The following is a 14679-nucleotide window of genomic DNA, read 5'->3' as shown; positions in this document are numbered from 1 at the left end:
GTCGAGCATCGTGTCCTGGTTCTCCGATCCCTTCGCCTTCGAGTTCGTCCAGCGGGCTCTGCTCGGCGGCGTGCTCGTGGCGGTGCTGTGCGCCGTCGCGGGGACCTGGGTCATCGTCCGCGGGATGGCCTTCCTCGGCGAAGCGCTGGCACACGGCATGCTGCCCGGCGTGGCCGTCGCGACGGTGCTCGGGCTGCCGGTGCTCCTGGGCGCCGCCGTCAGCGCGATCGCGATGAGCGCCGGGATCGGCGTGCTGCAGCGACGCGCGAAGCTGTCGTACGACACGAGCATCGGACTGCTCTTCGTGGGGATGCTCGCGCTCGGCGTCATCGTCATCTCGCACGCCGGGAGCTTCGCCACCGATGCCACGGCCATCCTCTTCGGTGAGATCCTCGCCATCGGCGTCGGCGACCTGGTCGTGCTGGCCGTCGCGGTCGTGCTCGGCGTCGCGGCCGCCGCGCTCGGCCACCGCAGCCTCGTCGCCCTCGCGATCGACGAACGGGTCGCCCGTGTGGCGGGCCTCGCCCCGCGCGCGGCGCAGGTCCTGCTGGTCGGCCTCGTCACCCTCGCCGTCGTCGCCTCCTACCAGGCGGTCGGGTCGCTGCTCGTCGTCGGCCTGCTCGTCGCTCCCGCCGTCGCCGCGCGCCAGTGGACCGAGCGCATCCCCACGACCATGGCGCTCGCCGCGGTCATCGGCGCGGCCGCCGTGGCCGTGGGGCTGCTGGTCTCGTGGCACGCCGCGACCGCCGCGGGGGCGACCATCGCCGGCACCGCGATCGCCGCGGCCGGTCTCTCGTGGGCGCTCCGGTCGCTGTGCGACCGCCTCACCTCCCCTCCGTCCCGATCGCTCGCCGCGGCGTCGCCGCGCGCCGCGGTCTGAGAAGAAAGCCTTCATGCTCCACCCCTCCCGCCCCTCGCAGTCCTCCCGCCCGCCTCGTCCCGCCGCGCGCCGCCGTCTCCCGGTGCTCGTCCCGTCCTCCGCGGCGGTGCTGGCCGTGCTGACCGGGTGCGCGGCACCCGTGTCCGATGCTCCCGCCGCGGACGAGCCGACCGTCGACACGCACGGTGAGATCGCCGGCGCCGAGGAGCTCGCGGAGCCGGCCGTCGGACTGACGTCGATCGATCCCGCCGGGCGGGTCTCGCATCTCGACCTCCTCGACGAGAGCACGGTCGACCTCGGCACGGTGCGCGCCCCCGCGGCCGTCCACACCGACGGGCGCTACCTCTTCGCCGCCGACGCGGCAGGAGTGTCCATCGTCGACAGCGGCGTCTGGACGTGGGACCACGTCGACCACTTCCACTACTACCGGGCGCAGCCGGCGCTGCTGGGCGACGTCGCGGGGGAGGGGGTGGCCACCGTCGCCACCTCGAACTCGTCGACCACCGGCGGGACCGGGCTGTTCTTCCCCGCCTCCGGGGAGGCGGTCCTGCTCGACACCGAGGCGATGTCGACGGGCGAGCTCGTCGAGTCGTTCCGGCTGGAGCGCACGCCCGGGGCGGGTCTCGTCGTCCCGGTCGGGTCGTTCGCCGCCGTCGCCTCCGGCGACGAGGTCACCGTGCACACCGCCGACGGCGACGAGGTCGCCGTGCACACCGCCGACGGTGCGGAAGCGGGGGAGGGCGTCGCGTGCGTCGCCCCCCAGGGCACGATCACGACCCGCGTCGGCGCCGTGATCGGATGCGAGGACGGCGCCCTCCTCCTCCACGTCGAGGAGGAGCAGCCCGTGGTCGAGCGCATCCCCTACCCCGACGGCGTCGACGCTCCCCGCGCCACCGCGTTCGCCAACCGGGAGGGACGGCCCCGCGTCGCCGCGCTCGCCGGGACGTCCGGCATCTGGATGCTCGACACCCGCGACCGGACGTGGACGCTGCTCCCCGCCCCCGAGCCGCTGGTCCAGGTGACCGCCGTCGACGACGCCGACGCGAACCTGCTCGGCCTCACGCCGGACGGCCGGGTGCTGGTGATCGACGGTGAGAACGGCGCCGCGCGGGCGGCATCCCTCCCTCTCGTCGGGGCGAGCCTGACCGCCGGCGACGCCGTGACGCTCGTCGCCGATCAGCAGCGCGCCTACCTCAACGGCCCGGCCGAGCAGCGGCTGTGGGAGATCGACTTCGCCGACGCGGCGCGCATCGCCCGCGAGTTCACCCCCGAGCGCGTGCCGGCGTTCGTCGCGCAGACGGGACGCTGAGATGAACCGCTTCCGCCCCCGCTTCCGTTTCGCCGCGACCGCGGCCGCCCTGACCGTCGTCGGCGCGCTCCTGACCGGGTGCGCCGGCTCGTCCGAGGATCGCCCGCTCGTCGCGGTCTCGACCAACATCCTCGGCGACGTCGTGACGAACCTCGTCGGCGACGACGTCGAGGTCATGACCCTCATGCGCCCGGGCGCCGACCCGCATTCGTTCGAGATCTCCGCGGCCGAGGCCGCCCGTCTCCGATCGGCCGACCTGATCGTGTCGAACGGCATCGGCCTCGAGGAGGGGCTGCAGCAGCACCTCGATGCGGCCGCGCAGGAGGGCGTTCCCTCCTTCGTCGCGGGGGACGCGGTCGACGTACTCCCATACACCTCCACCGACGCCGGAGGGGCGGACGATCCGCACTTCTGGACCGATCCCGCCCAGACCATCGCGGTGGTCGACGCGCTCGTGCCGGTCCTGGAGGGGATGGACGGGGTGGATGCCACCACGGTGGCATCCCGGTCCGCGTCCTACCGCGGCGAGCTCGAAGCGCTCGACGCCGAGATGTCGGACGCCTTCGCGGCGATCCCTGCGGCGCAGCGGGCCCTGGTGACGAACCACCACGTGTTCGGGTACCTCGCGGACCGCTTCGACTTCCGCGTCGTGGGTGCGGTGATCCCGGGCGGGACGACCCTCGCCGCGCCGAGCGCAAGCGATCTGGCCGACCTGGTGTCGGCGATCGAGGAGGCGGGGGTCCGCACCATCTTCGCGGAGTCCTCGCAGCCGGACCGTCTCGTGCAGGCGCTCGCCCGGGAGGCCGACGTCGACGTCGCCGTCGAGGAGCTGTTCACCGAGTCCCTCACCGAGCCCTCCGGCGGGGCGCCGGACTACCTGACCATGATGCGCGTGAACACGGAGCGCATCGCCACGGGCCTGGCGCCGCGGTGACATCCGTCGCCGTCGCCACGCTCCCCACCCAGAGAAGAAAGAGGAATCACATGCGCACCTTCCCCCTCCGCCGCGCGGGCCTGCTCGCGCTCGCGGTCGGTGCGACCGTCGGTCTGGCCGCCTGCTCGGGCGGCTCGGGCGGCGGATCCGCGGCTCCCGCCCCGGCCGCGTCCGGCGCGACCGGCGACGAGACCGGCACGCGCGTCGCCCTGTCCTACCCCGGCGGCATCGTCGTCCTGGACGGCGAGACGCTCGAGGTCGTCGGCGACGTCGACTCGGAGGAGTTCACCCGTCTGAACGCGGCCGGAGACGGCCGCCACATCATGGTGACGACCAGCGCCGGCTTCCAGGTGCTCGACGCGGGCACCTCCGAGGAGGACCCCGAGCTGACCGACCTGGTCTTCGCGGCCGAGAAGGCCGGCCACGTCGTCGTCCACGGCGGCAAGACCGTGCTCTACGCCGACGGGACGAGCGACACCACCGTCTTCGACACCGATGCCCTGATGGCATCCACCGACGAGCTCCCCGAGACCGAGACCATCCCGGGTGTCGAGGCGCACCACGGGGTGTCGATCGTGCTCGAGGACGGGTCCTTCGTGACGACGGTCGGCAACGCCGACGGCCGCACCGGAATCACCGTCGCGGACGCGTCCGGGAACACGATCGCCGAGAACGCGGTCTGCCCGGGCGTGCACGGCGAGGGCACCGCGCAGGACGAGGTCGTCGTCTTCGGCTGCGAGAACGGCGCGCTGGTGTACGCCGACGGCGAGATCACCAAGCTCGACGCCCCCGACCAGCCGTACGGCCGGACGGGCAACCTGTTCGTCAGCGAGACGAGCCCGCTCGTGCTCGGCGACTACAAGGACGACCGCGACGCCGAGGGGTACCTCCTCCACCGCGTCGCCGTCCTCGACACCGCCGCGAAGACCCAGACCGTCGTCGACATGCCCGAGGGGGCGGAGTACACGTTCCGCGATCTCGCCCGCGGGCCGGAGGACCTCGGCTACATCCTGGCGTCGGACGGCGCGATCCACGTGTTCGACCTCGAGGCGGGGGAGTTCACGGACTCCTTCCCGGTCATCGACGCGTGGGAGGGTCCCGTCGAGTGGCAGGACGCCCACCCGGCCATCAAGGTCAGCGGTGACGTCGCCTACGTGACGGAGCCCGCGAAGAACATGGTCCACTCGGTGGACCTCACCACCGGTGAGGTCCTGGCCAGCGCGACCCTCGAGGTCACGCCCAACGAGATCGCCCTCACCCGCTGAGGGCTCACGGTCGGCCGTCCCGGTCGTACGCGATCTGCAGCGCCTGGCGCACAGCGCGGACACCGGGGCGGTCGGCCGTTCCGCGTCTCACCGCGGTGAACACGTCGCGGCGCGGCCGGGCGGGGAGGTCGATCAGTCGGACGGGAGGCTCCGCGCCGGCGAAGACGAGGTCGGGGATCATCCCCACCGCGTGCCCGGACGCGACCAGCCGCACGTGCGCCGTGAGGTCGGCGAGCTCGAAGCGGACGTCGGGCTCGAACCCCGCCGCGCGGCACTGCTGCGTCGCCCACTGGCGGGCGGCCGTGCCGACGGGCTCCATCACCCACGCGCGGTCGCGCAGGTCCTCGAGGCGGACGTCGGCGGAGGTGGCCTCTCCCACCGCGAGGCGGATCGCGTCGCGCCCGAGCAGACTGCGCTCCAGGCCGTCGCGGTGCTCGCGGGTGTGCCCCGGGTACTGCTCCGCGACGACGAGGTCGAACCCGCGGGCGGCGACCTCGAACAGCCCCTCCTCGGGCGCGAGCTCGGCGACCTCCACGCGGAGTCCGGGCTCGGCGACGGCGAGAGCGTCCAGTGCGCGGGGCAGCAGGCCGTGGGCGGCGGACTGCATGACGGCGAGGCGCACCGGGGCCAGCGAGGGCTGCATGCGCTCCAGCTCCGCGCGCGCGGCCTCGTCGGCGGCGAGCATGCGGGCGGCATGGGCGGCCAGGGCCGCACCCTGCGCGGTGAGGCGGACCCGCCGCCCGTCGGGCTCGAGGAGGGGCACGCCGGCGTCGCGTTCGAGCTGGGCGAGCTGCTGCGAGATGGTCGACGGGCTGTAGGCGAGGGCCTCGGCGACCGCGGACAGCGTCCCGCGCACGGACAGCTCGTGGAGCAGGCGGAGGCGGCGCAGGTCGAACACGGCATCCTTTCGTCCCAGCGAACAATACCGATCGTAAATGATCGCTTTTCTCGAAGGGATGCCGGGCCTCACACTGATCCCAACCGAGGAAGGATCGCCATGTCTCTCACCGACGTCCCCCGCACCACCGCCAGCGCCGCGCCGGCGCTCGTCTCGCCGTCCGAGCTGGCCGACGAGGCGATCGCGCTCGTCCGCCGGTGGCTGGTGGAGAGCCGCGACGAGCCCGTCGACGCTGCGGCTCAGCGTCTGGCCGGCGTGCTGCGCGACCCGCACGGGCTCGACTTCACCGTCGGGTTCGTGGACGGCGTCGTGCGTCCCGAGGACCTCCGGGTCGCCGCGCGCAACCTCGCCGCGCTGACCCCGCTCGTCCCGGCGTTCCTCCCACTGCACCTGAAGTCCGCGATCCGCCTGGGCGCCCTGACGGCGCCGGTGCTGCCGCAGGTGGTCGTCCCGGCTGCGCGCACGGCCCTGCGGTCGATGGTGCGGCACCTCATCGTCGACGCCAGCGACCGCAAGCTCGGCGACGCGATCTCGGCGATCCGCGGTCGGGGCGACGGCATCCGGCTCAACGTCAACCTGCTCGGCGAGGCCATCCTCGGCAAGAAGGAGGCCGCGCGCCGCCTGGCCGGGACCCGCAAGCTCCTCGCCCGCGACGACGTGGACTACGTCTCCATCAAGGTGTCCTCCACCGTCGCGCCGCACACGCCGTGGGCGTTCGAGGCCGCCGTCGACGACGCCGTGACCGCGCTGCGCCCGCTGTACCGCGTGGCGAAGGAGACCGGCACGTTCCTCAACCTCGACATGGAGGAGTTCAAGGACCTCGACCTCACCCTCGCCGTGTTCGAGACGCTGCTGGGCGAGCCCGAATTCCACGGCGTCGAGGCCGGCATCGTGCTGCAGGCCTACCTTCCGGACGCCCTGGCCGCCATGGTGCGGCTCCAGGAGTGGACCGCCGCGCGGGTGGCATCCGGTGGCGCCCCCATCAAGGTGCGCGTCGTGAAGGGGGCGAACCTGCCCATGGAACGCGTGGATGCCGATGTGCACGACTGGCCGCTCGCGACCTGGCCGAGCAAGCAGGCGACCGACGCGTCGTACAAGGCGGTCCTGGACTACGCGCTGCGGCCCGAGCACACCGCGAACGTGCGGATCGGCGTCGCCGGTCACAACCTGTTCGACATCGCCCTCGCGTGGCTGCTGGCCGAGCGCCGCGGCGTCACGAGCACGACCGGCCGCAGCGGCATCGACGTCGAGATGCTGCTCGGCATGGCGACCGCGCAGCAGGCGGTCGTCCGGCGGACGGTCGGGTCCATCCTGCTGTACACCCCCGTCGTGCACCCGGACGAGTTCGACGTCGCCATCGCCTACCTCATCCGCCGGCTGGAGGAGGGCGCCTCGAGCGAGAACTTCATGTCCGCCGTGTTCGACCTCGACACGCAGGAGGCGCTGTTCGCCCGCGAGCGCGACCGCTTCCTGGCATCCCTCGCCGACATGCCCGCGGGAGTGCCCGCCTCCAACCGCGTGCAGGACCGCACCGCGCCGGCCGCGCCGGCGCCGACGTCCGGGTTCCGCAACACCCCCGACTCGGACCCCGCGATCGCCGCGAACCGCGGATGGGCCGAGGGCATCGTCGCGCGCATGGCGGACTCCCGCCTGGGGGCGCAGACCATCCGGACGCACACGGTCACCGACGCCGGCGTCCTGGACGAGCTGATGCGGGACGCCGCGGCGGCCGCCGCCGGGTGGCGCGACCGCGGTGCCGCCGAGCGGGCCGCGATCCTGCACCGGGCCGGGGACGTGCTCGAGGCGCGACGAGCCGAGCTGCTGGAGGTCATGGGCGCCGAGTGCGGCAAGGTCATCGAGCAGAGCGACCCCGAGGTGTCCGAGGCGATCGACTTCGCGCACTACTACGCCGAGCAGGCGCGGACGCTGGAGGACGTGGACGGGGCGACCTTCGCCCCGGTCGGCCTGACGGTGGTCACGCCGCCGTGGAACTTCCCCGTCGCCATCCCCGCCGGCTCCACCCTCGCCGCGCTCGCCGCGGGCTCCGCCGTGGTCATCAAGCCCGCGGCCCTCGCGGAGCGTTCCGGCGCCGTGATGGTCGAGGCCCTGTGGGAGGCGGGCGTGCCCCGGGACGTGCTGCGGCTCGTCCAGCTGTCCGAGCAGGACCTCGGCCGGCAGCTGCTCACGCACGACGCCGTCGACCGGGTCGTGCTGACCGGTGCGTACGAGACGGCCGAGCTGTTCCGTTCCTTCCGCCCCGACCTCCCGCTGCTCGCCGAGACCAGCGGCAAGAACGCTGTGATCGTCACGCCGTCCGCCGACCTCGACCTCGCTGCGAAGGACGTCGCCCTCTCGGCGTTCGGTCACGCGGGGCAGAAGTGCTCGGCGGCATCCCTCGTCGTCCTCGTCGGCTCGGTGGGGCGCTCTCGCCGGTTCCGGGACCAGCTCGTCGACGCCGTCACTTCGCTGGAGGTCGGGATGCCGTGGGAGCCCGCGTCCCGCATCGGACCCCTCATCGAGCCCGCGCAGGGCAAGCTGCTGCGCGCGCTGACCACCCTCGAGCCCGGCCAGCGCTGGGTCGTCCTGCCCGAGAAGCTCGACGACGAGGGTCGGCTGTGGCGTCCCGGCGTCCGCGAGGGCGTGCGCCCCGGCAGCGAGTTCCACCGCACGGAGTACTTCGGTCCCGTGCTCGGCATCATGACGGCGGAGACCCTCGACGAGGCGATCGACATCGTGAACGCCATCGAGTACGGCCTCACCACCGGCCTGCACTCGCTCGACGAGGACGAGATCCAGCAGTGGCTCGCCCGCATCGAGGCCGGCAACCTGTACGTGAACCGCGGGACCACCGGCGCCATCGTGCAGCGGCAGCCCTTCGGCGGCTGGAAGAAGTCCGCCGTCGGCGCGGGCACCAAGGCGGGCGGACCGCACTACCTCTTCGGGTTCGGTTCGTGGACGGATGCCGCCCCCGCGCTCGTTCCCGCCGGGGCGTCCGGTTCCGATGCGCTCGCCGCGCCGGCGCTGGCCGCCGTGCCCGCCGACGAGCGGGACTGGCTGGCGCAGGCTCTCGCGTCCGACGCCGCCGCGTGGACGACGGAGTTCTCGCTCGCCCGCGACGTGACCGGTCTGGAGTCGGAGCAGAACGTCCTGCGCTACGCCGCGGTGCCGGTGACGGTCCGCGTCGAGGAGGCGACGCTGTCCGCGGTCGTGCGCGTCGTCGCCGCGGGCGTCCGCGCAGGGTCGGAGGTCACCGTGAGCGCGGCGACCGAGCTCCCCGCGGCCGTGCGGGCATGGCTCGAGGGCGCGGGCGTCCGCGGAGTGGTCGAGGACGGCGAGAGCTGGGCGCGTCGCGCCGCGCGTCTCGCGCGGACCGGGGGCCGTGTGCGTCTGCTGGGCGGGTCGGTCGCGGCTCTCGCCGAGGCGACGGGCGGGTCGCCGTCGGTCGCCGTCTACGCCGGCGATGTCACGCGTGCCGGGCGTGTGGAGCTGCTCCCGTTCCTGCACGAGCAGGCGGTCTCGGTCACCGCGCACCGGTTCGGGACGCCGCGGCGCTACGTCGTGCCGGCTCTCGTCGGCTGAGCCCGGGCATCGGTCTGCCCCCGTCGACGGGGGAGCGCGAGCGGCCCCTCGGTGATCCGGGGGGCCGCTCCGCTGTGTCGGGCGGGCGCCCGCTCCTCGGGCGGGGTTGTCAGGCTGTGCCGAGGGCTGCGATCCGGGCGGCGGCTCGGCGCACCGACTCCGGCACGGGAGTCCCGGAGACCGTCTGCGGCGCGGTGACGGGGTCCCCGGCGACCGTCCGCAGGGGGAGCATGCCCGCCCACACGGTCCGGTCCTCGCCGTCCCCGTCCACCTCGGCGAGGGAGCCGACGTTGTCCTTCACGCTCGCCTGGTCCAGGGGGAGGCGGAGGACCATCGTCGCCGCGATCTCCCGAGCCGTCATCGGACGGACGTCGGCCTCGCGTCCCGGCATGAGGTGTTCGGACAGGCGGGACAAGGCGTCCTCCTTCTCCGCGGCTCCGACCGCGGCGGCGGTGCCGTGGACGACGGCGCAGCGGTAGCGCATGGAACTGTCGAAGAGGGAGCGGGCGTACTTGAGGCCGAGCAGGTGGGTGACCGTCAGGCAAACGGGAGCCCCGTCGGCGATTCGGCGGAAGAAGTCGCTCCCCGTCGAGCCGTGGAACAGCACGGAGTCGTCGTCGCGGGCGATGCCCACCGGGAGGGCGATCGGACGGTCGTCTCGGACGACCGCCAACGTTCCGGAGAGCGCCCCGTCGAGGACGTCGTACAGCGCTGCGCGGTCGGTGCGCTGATGGCGGGCGCCCCGCCGGACACGAGTGAGCGAGGTGAGGGGGAGTTCGGTCATGCGTCGAGTACAGCCGCCCGCGTGGACCAGTGGGTAGTCCGGATTCGGCTCATTCGGATGGACCACTGTGTCAGGATGGAGCGTGATCTCGCTCGGGCTGGTGAACCGCTCCTCCCCGTCTCCTCTGCACCAGCAGATCGCCGCCGGACTTCGTTCAGCCATCGTCACGGGGCGGGTCGCCGGTGGGGAGACGGTGCCGTCGACGCGCTCCCTCGCCGCGGACCTGGGGGTGGCGCGCGGCACGGTCGTCGCCGCCTACGAGACCCTTCTCGGAGAGGGATATCTGCTCTCGCGAGCGGGCGGGGGCACCGTCGTCGCGGATGTGACGCGCGGGGGCGGCGGGGTCGTCGCCGACGGCGTGCCACGGGAGCGGTCGACGCCGGGGGACGGGGGAGCGGACGGCCTCGGTCCGACGGACACCCGCGACCTCCGCCCGGGACGGCCCAGCACGCGCGGTCTTCCCGACGCGTCATGGCGGTCCGCGTGGCGACGGGCGGCGGCCGCTCCGGTGCCCGCGGACGTTGCGCCCTCTTCGGTTCTGGGGACACCGCACCTCCGTAAGGAGATCGCGGCGCATCTCGGGCGGACCCGGGGAATAGACGTCGCGCCCGGCGACGTGATCGTGACCGCCGGCACCAGTGATGCGCTGCTGCTGACGTTCTCCGCCGTGCCGCGGAGGGCCGGGGCTCGGCTGCGCGTCGGCGTGGAGGATCCCGGGTATCGGAGGGTGCCGAGGATTCTCCGCCGTCTCGGGGCCGAGGTCGTCGGCATCCCGGTCCGTTCGGAGACGGGCCTGGACCTCGACGCTCTCGAGGCACAAGCGAACCTGGATGCCGTCGTCGTCACTCCTCAGCACCACTACCCGCTGGGGAGCCGTCTGAGCGGCCCCGAGCGCGCCCGTCTGCTGGCGTGGGCGGAACGGTCGGGCGCCGTCGTGATCGAGGACGACTACGACAGCGAATTCCCGCACGGACGTGCGCCCCTCCCGCCGCTGCATCTCATCGACCCCGCCCGGGTGGTCCTGGTCGGGAGTCTGTCGAAGGTGCTCACGCCGGCGCTGCGGTGCGGGTGGCTGGTGGCGTCGGGCGGCATCCGTGATCGCCTGGTGGCCGCGCGCGAGGATCTGGACCTGCCCGTGTCCGTCGTGCAGATGGATGCCATGGCCCGATACCTCGCCACGGGCGCGCTCGCGCGGCACACCGCCGGCCGTCGCCGGGACTACCGACACCGGCGAGCGCTGCTGCTCGAGGCTTTCGCGGATGTGCCCGAGATCAGCCTCACGGCGATGGACGGCGGGCTCCACGCCGTCGCGCTCCTTCGTTGGGCGACGCCGCGCGACGAACGCGAGATCGTGGCCGAGCTGGGCGAGCGCGGCATCCAGGTCGCGGGGATGTCGTCGTACGCCGTCTCGCCTTCCTCCACGCATGTTCCGGCCGGTCTCGTCTTCGGCTATGCGGCGCCCACGACGGTGGAGCTGACGGCAGGTGTCGCGGAGATCATCGAGGTCGTGCGGCGCCGGGCGCAGGCGCGCAGCTGACCGAGCGGGGACGTGAAAGTTGAGGGGGGGGCGGGCTGCGGGCTCGGGCCGGGGGGTTCGGGTTCGGGTTTCGGGCGACGGGCCTGGGGCATCGGGCCTGCGGCCTCGGGCTTCGGGCTTCGGGCCTCGGGCTTCGGGCTTCGGGCCCCGGGCTTCGGGCCTCGGGCCCCGGGCTTCGGGCCTCAGAAGGGCGGGGGATCGCCCGTCGGACGGAACATGACGCGCGGGGGAGGGCTCTCCCGGGTCTGCTGGCCGAGCGGGCTGTGGAACAGCAGGCTGCCGTCGGCGTTCTGCTGGATCGTCCACGGCTCCTCGGTCTTCAGGACGTGATGGCGGACGCAGAGGTGGCAGAGGTTCCGCAGGTGCGTGGGGCCGCCGTCCTGGGCCTCGCGGTTGTGGTCCAGCTGGCAGCGCGCGATCGGCGCACGGCATCCCGGCGCGCGGCAGTGCCGGTCGCGAGCGGCGAGGAACCGTCGTTGGGCGGAGGTCGGGGTGTATCGGTCCACCTCGAGCACCGTCCCCGTCACCGGATCGCACAGCACGCGGTCCCAGCCGGGAGCCCCGGCCGCCAGCCGTCGCGCCGTCGCAGGGTCGATCGGGCAGGTGTTGTCGACGATGGCGCCGCCGTCCGTGCGGCCCAGCAGCGTGAGCACGGGCACCGTGATCTGCACCTGGGCGCGCACGGCGCCGAGCCCGCCCGGACAGGAGTCCTCCGTGGTCGGGTCGTGGGAAGGAGCGGCGGTCAGGAGCAGATCGGCGAGGACGTCCGCGCCGATCTGCGCGAGCGACCGCTCGTCCGCGACGCTGCCCTCGTCGTTCCCGGCAGGTGTCCCTTCCGTCCCGGCGGCCTCTGACCCTCCCATCGAGGCGAGAGACGGTTCTCGGTTCCCGGCGGTCGCTGATCCGTCGATCCCGTCAGGCATCGATCCTGGGTCCTCCGCACTCGGCGACCCGCCGTCCCCGGCGGTCGCCGAGTCTCCGCTCGTGTCCGGGGCCGTCACGGCAGCCCGGATGGCCGCGGCCTGGCGTCGCAGACGATCCCGGATCCCGTAGGCCACGGTCGCGGGCAGGATGACGCTCAGCTTCGCCATCCCGTCGGCGAGGTCGCGCACGCTCACCCCGCGCTGCGCGGCGGCGCGCAGGTGTCGAGCCGTCATGCCTTCCGGCTGCACGCTCTCGGCCAGTTCGCGGCCGTAGGCCCGGACACGACCGGGGGAGTCGCGCTCGGCGCGGGCCAGGACGACCGTCTCCCACCCCGCACGTGCGGCCGGGTCGTCGAGCACGATGCCGGTCTCGAGGATCGCGGCGGCGTGTCGCGGAGTGATCCGGCCGTCCTCGAGAGCCCCTACCGTGGCGGCGAACTTCTCGGTCAGCGTGTGGGCGTCGGACAGCTCCTTCTGCACGGTGAGATCGTGCGTGCGCGTGGCCACGCCGATCTCGAGCGCGACCGACCGCACCGGGAGCTCGCGCTCTCGAGAGAGACGTGAGCCCGAACGCTCCATGCGGGCGAGGGCGATCCTCATGACGGCGGCGCGTCTTCGGATGAGCGACGCGGACAGCCGGGCGATGGCAATGGTGTCGTCGCGGATGCCCGCGACGAGCGCGCGCAGCTCCGCCTGCTCGTCGGCGAACCGGTCGTCGGTGAAGGCGTCGGCGTCTGCCGGCGGCGGGGGAGAGGAAGATGCGGCCATGCGTCAACGGTAGAAAGGATGTTCGAGGGTCTGACAGTCTCTTCACCCGGCCCCGAGAAGGAATTCACCCGGCGGTGGAACTGCCCCCATCGGCATCCCTCCCCTCGCGCCCCGCCCCGACGGCATCCGATCCGCGACAACTCGCGAACCGAACAACCCGCGACAGCCCGCGAACGGGACATCCCGCGCCCTACTCCCCGAGGATCTCCAGCGCCGCCATCGCGGCGTTCTGCCCGCCGATGCCGCTCACGGCGCCGCCGCGCCGCGCACCCGACCCGCAGAGGAGGATGCGGGCGTGCGCCGTCTCCACGCCCCACCGGGCCGCCGGACGCGTCGCCCGCCCCTCCGACCACGGCCACGACAGGCCGCCGTGGAAGATGTCGCCGCCGGTCAGGTTCAACGCGCGCTCGAGGTCGCTCGTCGTCTTCGCCTCGATGCACAGAGTGCCCTCGGGCGTCCGCATGATGCAGTCGCGCAGCGGCTCGTCGAGCACGGACTCCAGCGAGTGCTGCGCCGCCGCGAGCAGCCGTGCGCCCGCCGCGACCGGGTCCTCGTCCGCGATGAGCCGGTGGGGCACGTGCAGCCCGAACAGGGTCAGCGTCTGGGCGCCGCTCTCGCGCAGCTCCGGTCCGAGGATGGAGGGGTCGGTCAGCGAATGGCAGTACACCTCCACCGGCAGCGGGTCGGGCAGCATCCCGCCGGTCGCGGCGATGAAGGCGGAGTCCAGCTGCGTGAGGGACTCGTTGACGTGCAGCGTCCCCGAGAACGCGGCCTCGGCCGACACCGCGGCGTCCTTCAGGCGCGGCAGCCGCGACAGGAGCATGTTGACCTTGATCTGCGACCCCTCCGGCTCGGGGGGCGCGCCGACCGACGTCCCGCCCGCCGTGAGCAGGTCGGCCAGCACCGCCGGTCCGACGCCGCTGAGCACCAGCGCTCCCCGGAACGAGACGGGCCGGTCGGTCACCCCGTGGACCTCGCCGTCCGGCGTGACCGAGATCACGTCGACGCCCGTGAGGATCTCCGCGCCCGCCTCCCGTGCGGCGCGCTCGAGCTCGGCCGTCACGGCCCCCATGCCGCCGACGGGAACGTTCCAGTCCCCGCCGACCACGTGATAGAGGAAGCACCGGTTCTGCGCGAGGGACGGATCATCGGATGCCGCGAAGGTGCCGATCAGCCCGTCCGTCAGAGCCACGCCGCGTACGAGGTCGGTCTCGAGCGACGACCGCAGCAGATCGCCGAGCGGGCGCTCCGTCAGTGCCGTCCACAGCTCGTCGTCCCCGACCCGCTCCCGCAGCTCGTCCGCCGTCGGTAGCGGCTCGGTCATCGTGGGGAACACGGCCCGCGCCAGCTTCGCGAGACGTTCGTTGAAGGCCCGGTATCGCGCGGCCTCGTCGGCGTCGCCGAACGTCCGCGTGAACGAGTCCTCGGTCGCCGCGGCATCCCTCGTGTCGATGAGCACACCGCGCGACGGGTCCGCCGGGTCGGGGGTGTAGGACGAGTAGCGCCGCCGGCGCAGGTCGATCCGGAGCCCGAGATCGGCGACGATCCGCGGCGGCAGGAGGCTCACGAGGTAGGAGTACCGCGAGACGCGCGCGTCGACGCCGCGCCAGGGTCGTTCCGAGACGGCCGCGCCGCCCACGGCGTCCAGGCGTTCCAGGACGACCACGCTCCGCCCCGCACGGGCCAGATAGGCGGCGGCGACGAGCGCGTTGTGCCCGCCTCCCACGATGACGACGTCGTAGCGGGTGGTGTCGGCGAGACTCATGCGCCCACGCTAGCGAAGCGCCGTCGACGGACGAATG

Annotated in this window: 10 protein-coding genes; 6 read left to right on the top strand and 4 right to left on the bottom strand. The window is 73.5% G+C overall.

What is annotated here, in order from left to right:
• The first annotated feature begins 10 nt into the window (after positions 1–10).
• From aztB to aztD, 4 genes are read left to right on the top strand one after another with little or no spacing between them, the layout of a single operon-like run.
• Entirely contained in the window at positions 11–880 is an 870-nt protein-coding gene (gene aztB, locus ACO03V_RS14615) for a zinc ABC transporter permease AztB (RefSeq protein WP_423138095.1), read from the top strand.
• 13 nt (positions 881–893) lie between these two features.
• Entirely contained in the window at positions 894–2189 is a 1296-nt protein-coding gene (locus tag ACO03V_RS14610) for an ABC transporter (RefSeq protein ID WP_423138094.1), read from the top strand.
• A gap of 1 nt (position 2190) precedes the next feature.
• Complete coding sequence (gene aztC, locus ACO03V_RS14605) at positions 2191–3123, top strand: zinc ABC transporter substrate-binding protein AztC (RefSeq protein WP_423138093.1); 933 nt, start codon at positions 2191–2193, stop codon at positions 3121–3123.
• Positions 3124–3173: 50 nt separating this feature from the next.
• A complete protein-coding gene (gene aztD, locus ACO03V_RS14600; protein ID WP_423138092.1) occupies positions 3174–4388 on the top strand; it encodes a zinc metallochaperone AztD in 1215 nt (404 codons plus the stop codon).
• A 4-nt stretch (positions 4389–4392) separates the two neighbouring features.
• Here aztD and ACO03V_RS14595 read toward each other — a convergent pair whose 3' ends face one another.
• Positions 4393–5286, bottom strand: a complete 894-nt coding sequence (locus ACO03V_RS14595; protein ID WP_423138091.1) for a LysR family transcriptional regulator — start codon at positions 5284–5286, stop codon at positions 4393–4395.
• Positions 5287–5385: 99 nt separating this feature from the next.
• On the opposite strand from ACO03V_RS14595, the gene ACO03V_RS14590 reads away from it, so the two are divergent.
• Complete coding sequence (locus ACO03V_RS14590) at positions 5386–8865, top strand: bifunctional proline dehydrogenase/L-glutamate gamma-semialdehyde dehydrogenase (protein WP_423138090.1); 3480 nt, start codon at positions 5386–5388, stop codon at positions 8863–8865.
• A gap of 109 nt (positions 8866–8974) precedes the next feature.
• On the opposite strand, the gene ACO03V_RS14585 is transcribed toward ACO03V_RS14590, so the two are convergent.
• Complete coding sequence (locus tag ACO03V_RS14585; protein WP_423138089.1) at positions 8975–9649, bottom strand: pyridoxamine 5'-phosphate oxidase family protein; 675 nt, start codon at positions 9647–9649, stop codon at positions 8975–8977.
• 82 nt (positions 9650–9731) lie between these two features.
• On the opposite strand from ACO03V_RS14585, the gene ACO03V_RS14580 reads away from it, so the two are divergent.
• A complete protein-coding gene (locus tag ACO03V_RS14580; RefSeq protein ID WP_423138088.1) occupies positions 9732–11186 on the top strand; it encodes a PLP-dependent aminotransferase family protein in 1455 nt (484 codons plus the stop codon).
• A 182-nt stretch (positions 11187–11368) separates the two neighbouring features.
• On the opposite strand, the gene ACO03V_RS14575 is transcribed toward ACO03V_RS14580, so the two are convergent.
• Together ACO03V_RS14575 and ACO03V_RS14570 are read right to left on the bottom strand one after the other, a co-directional pair.
• Positions 11369–12877, bottom strand: a complete 1509-nt coding sequence (locus ACO03V_RS14575) for a DUF222 domain-containing protein (RefSeq protein WP_423138087.1) — start codon at positions 12875–12877, stop codon at positions 11369–11371.
• A gap of 190 nt (positions 12878–13067) precedes the next feature.
• Positions 13068–14642, bottom strand: coding sequence for a phytoene desaturase family protein (locus ACO03V_RS14570; protein WP_423138086.1), 1575 nt, complete (start codon positions 14640–14642; stop codon positions 13068–13070).
• Positions 14643–14679: the final 37 nt, after the last annotated feature.

The organism is Microbacterium sp. HMH0099 (assembly GCF_049384025.1).
Classification (GTDB): domain Bacteria; phylum Actinomycetota; class Actinomycetes; order Actinomycetales; family Microbacteriaceae; genus Microbacterium.
This window is presented reverse-complemented; position numbering and strand designations above follow the sequence as displayed.

Bases quoted from the DNA above. Each gene is read 5' to 3' on its own strand.
- ACO03V_RS14610 (WP_423138094.1), top strand. From the start codon at position 894: ATGCTCCACCCCTCCCGCCCCTCGCAGTCCTCCCGCCCGCCTCGTCCC.
- aztC (WP_423138093.1), top strand. From the start codon at position 2,191: ATGAACCGCTTCCGCCCCCGCTTCCGTTTCGCCGCGACCGCGGCCGCC.
- aztD (WP_423138092.1), top strand. From the start codon at position 3,174: ATGCGCACCTTCCCCCTCCGCCGCGCGGGCCTGCTCGCGCTCGCGGTC.
- ACO03V_RS14590 (WP_423138090.1), top strand. From the start codon at position 5,386: ATGTCTCTCACCGACGTCCCCCGCACCACCGCCAGCGCCGCGCCGGCG.
- ACO03V_RS14585 (WP_423138089.1), bottom strand. From the start codon at position 9,649: ATGACCGAACTCCCCCTCACCTCGCTCACTCGTGTCCGGCGGGGCGCC.
- ACO03V_RS14575 (WP_423138087.1), bottom strand. From the start codon at position 12,877: ATGGCCGCATCTTCCTCTCCCCCGCCGCCGGCAGACGCCGACGCCTTC.
- ACO03V_RS14570 (WP_423138086.1), bottom strand. From the start codon at position 14,642: ATGAGTCTCGCCGACACCACCCGCTACGACGTCGTCATCGTGGGAGGC.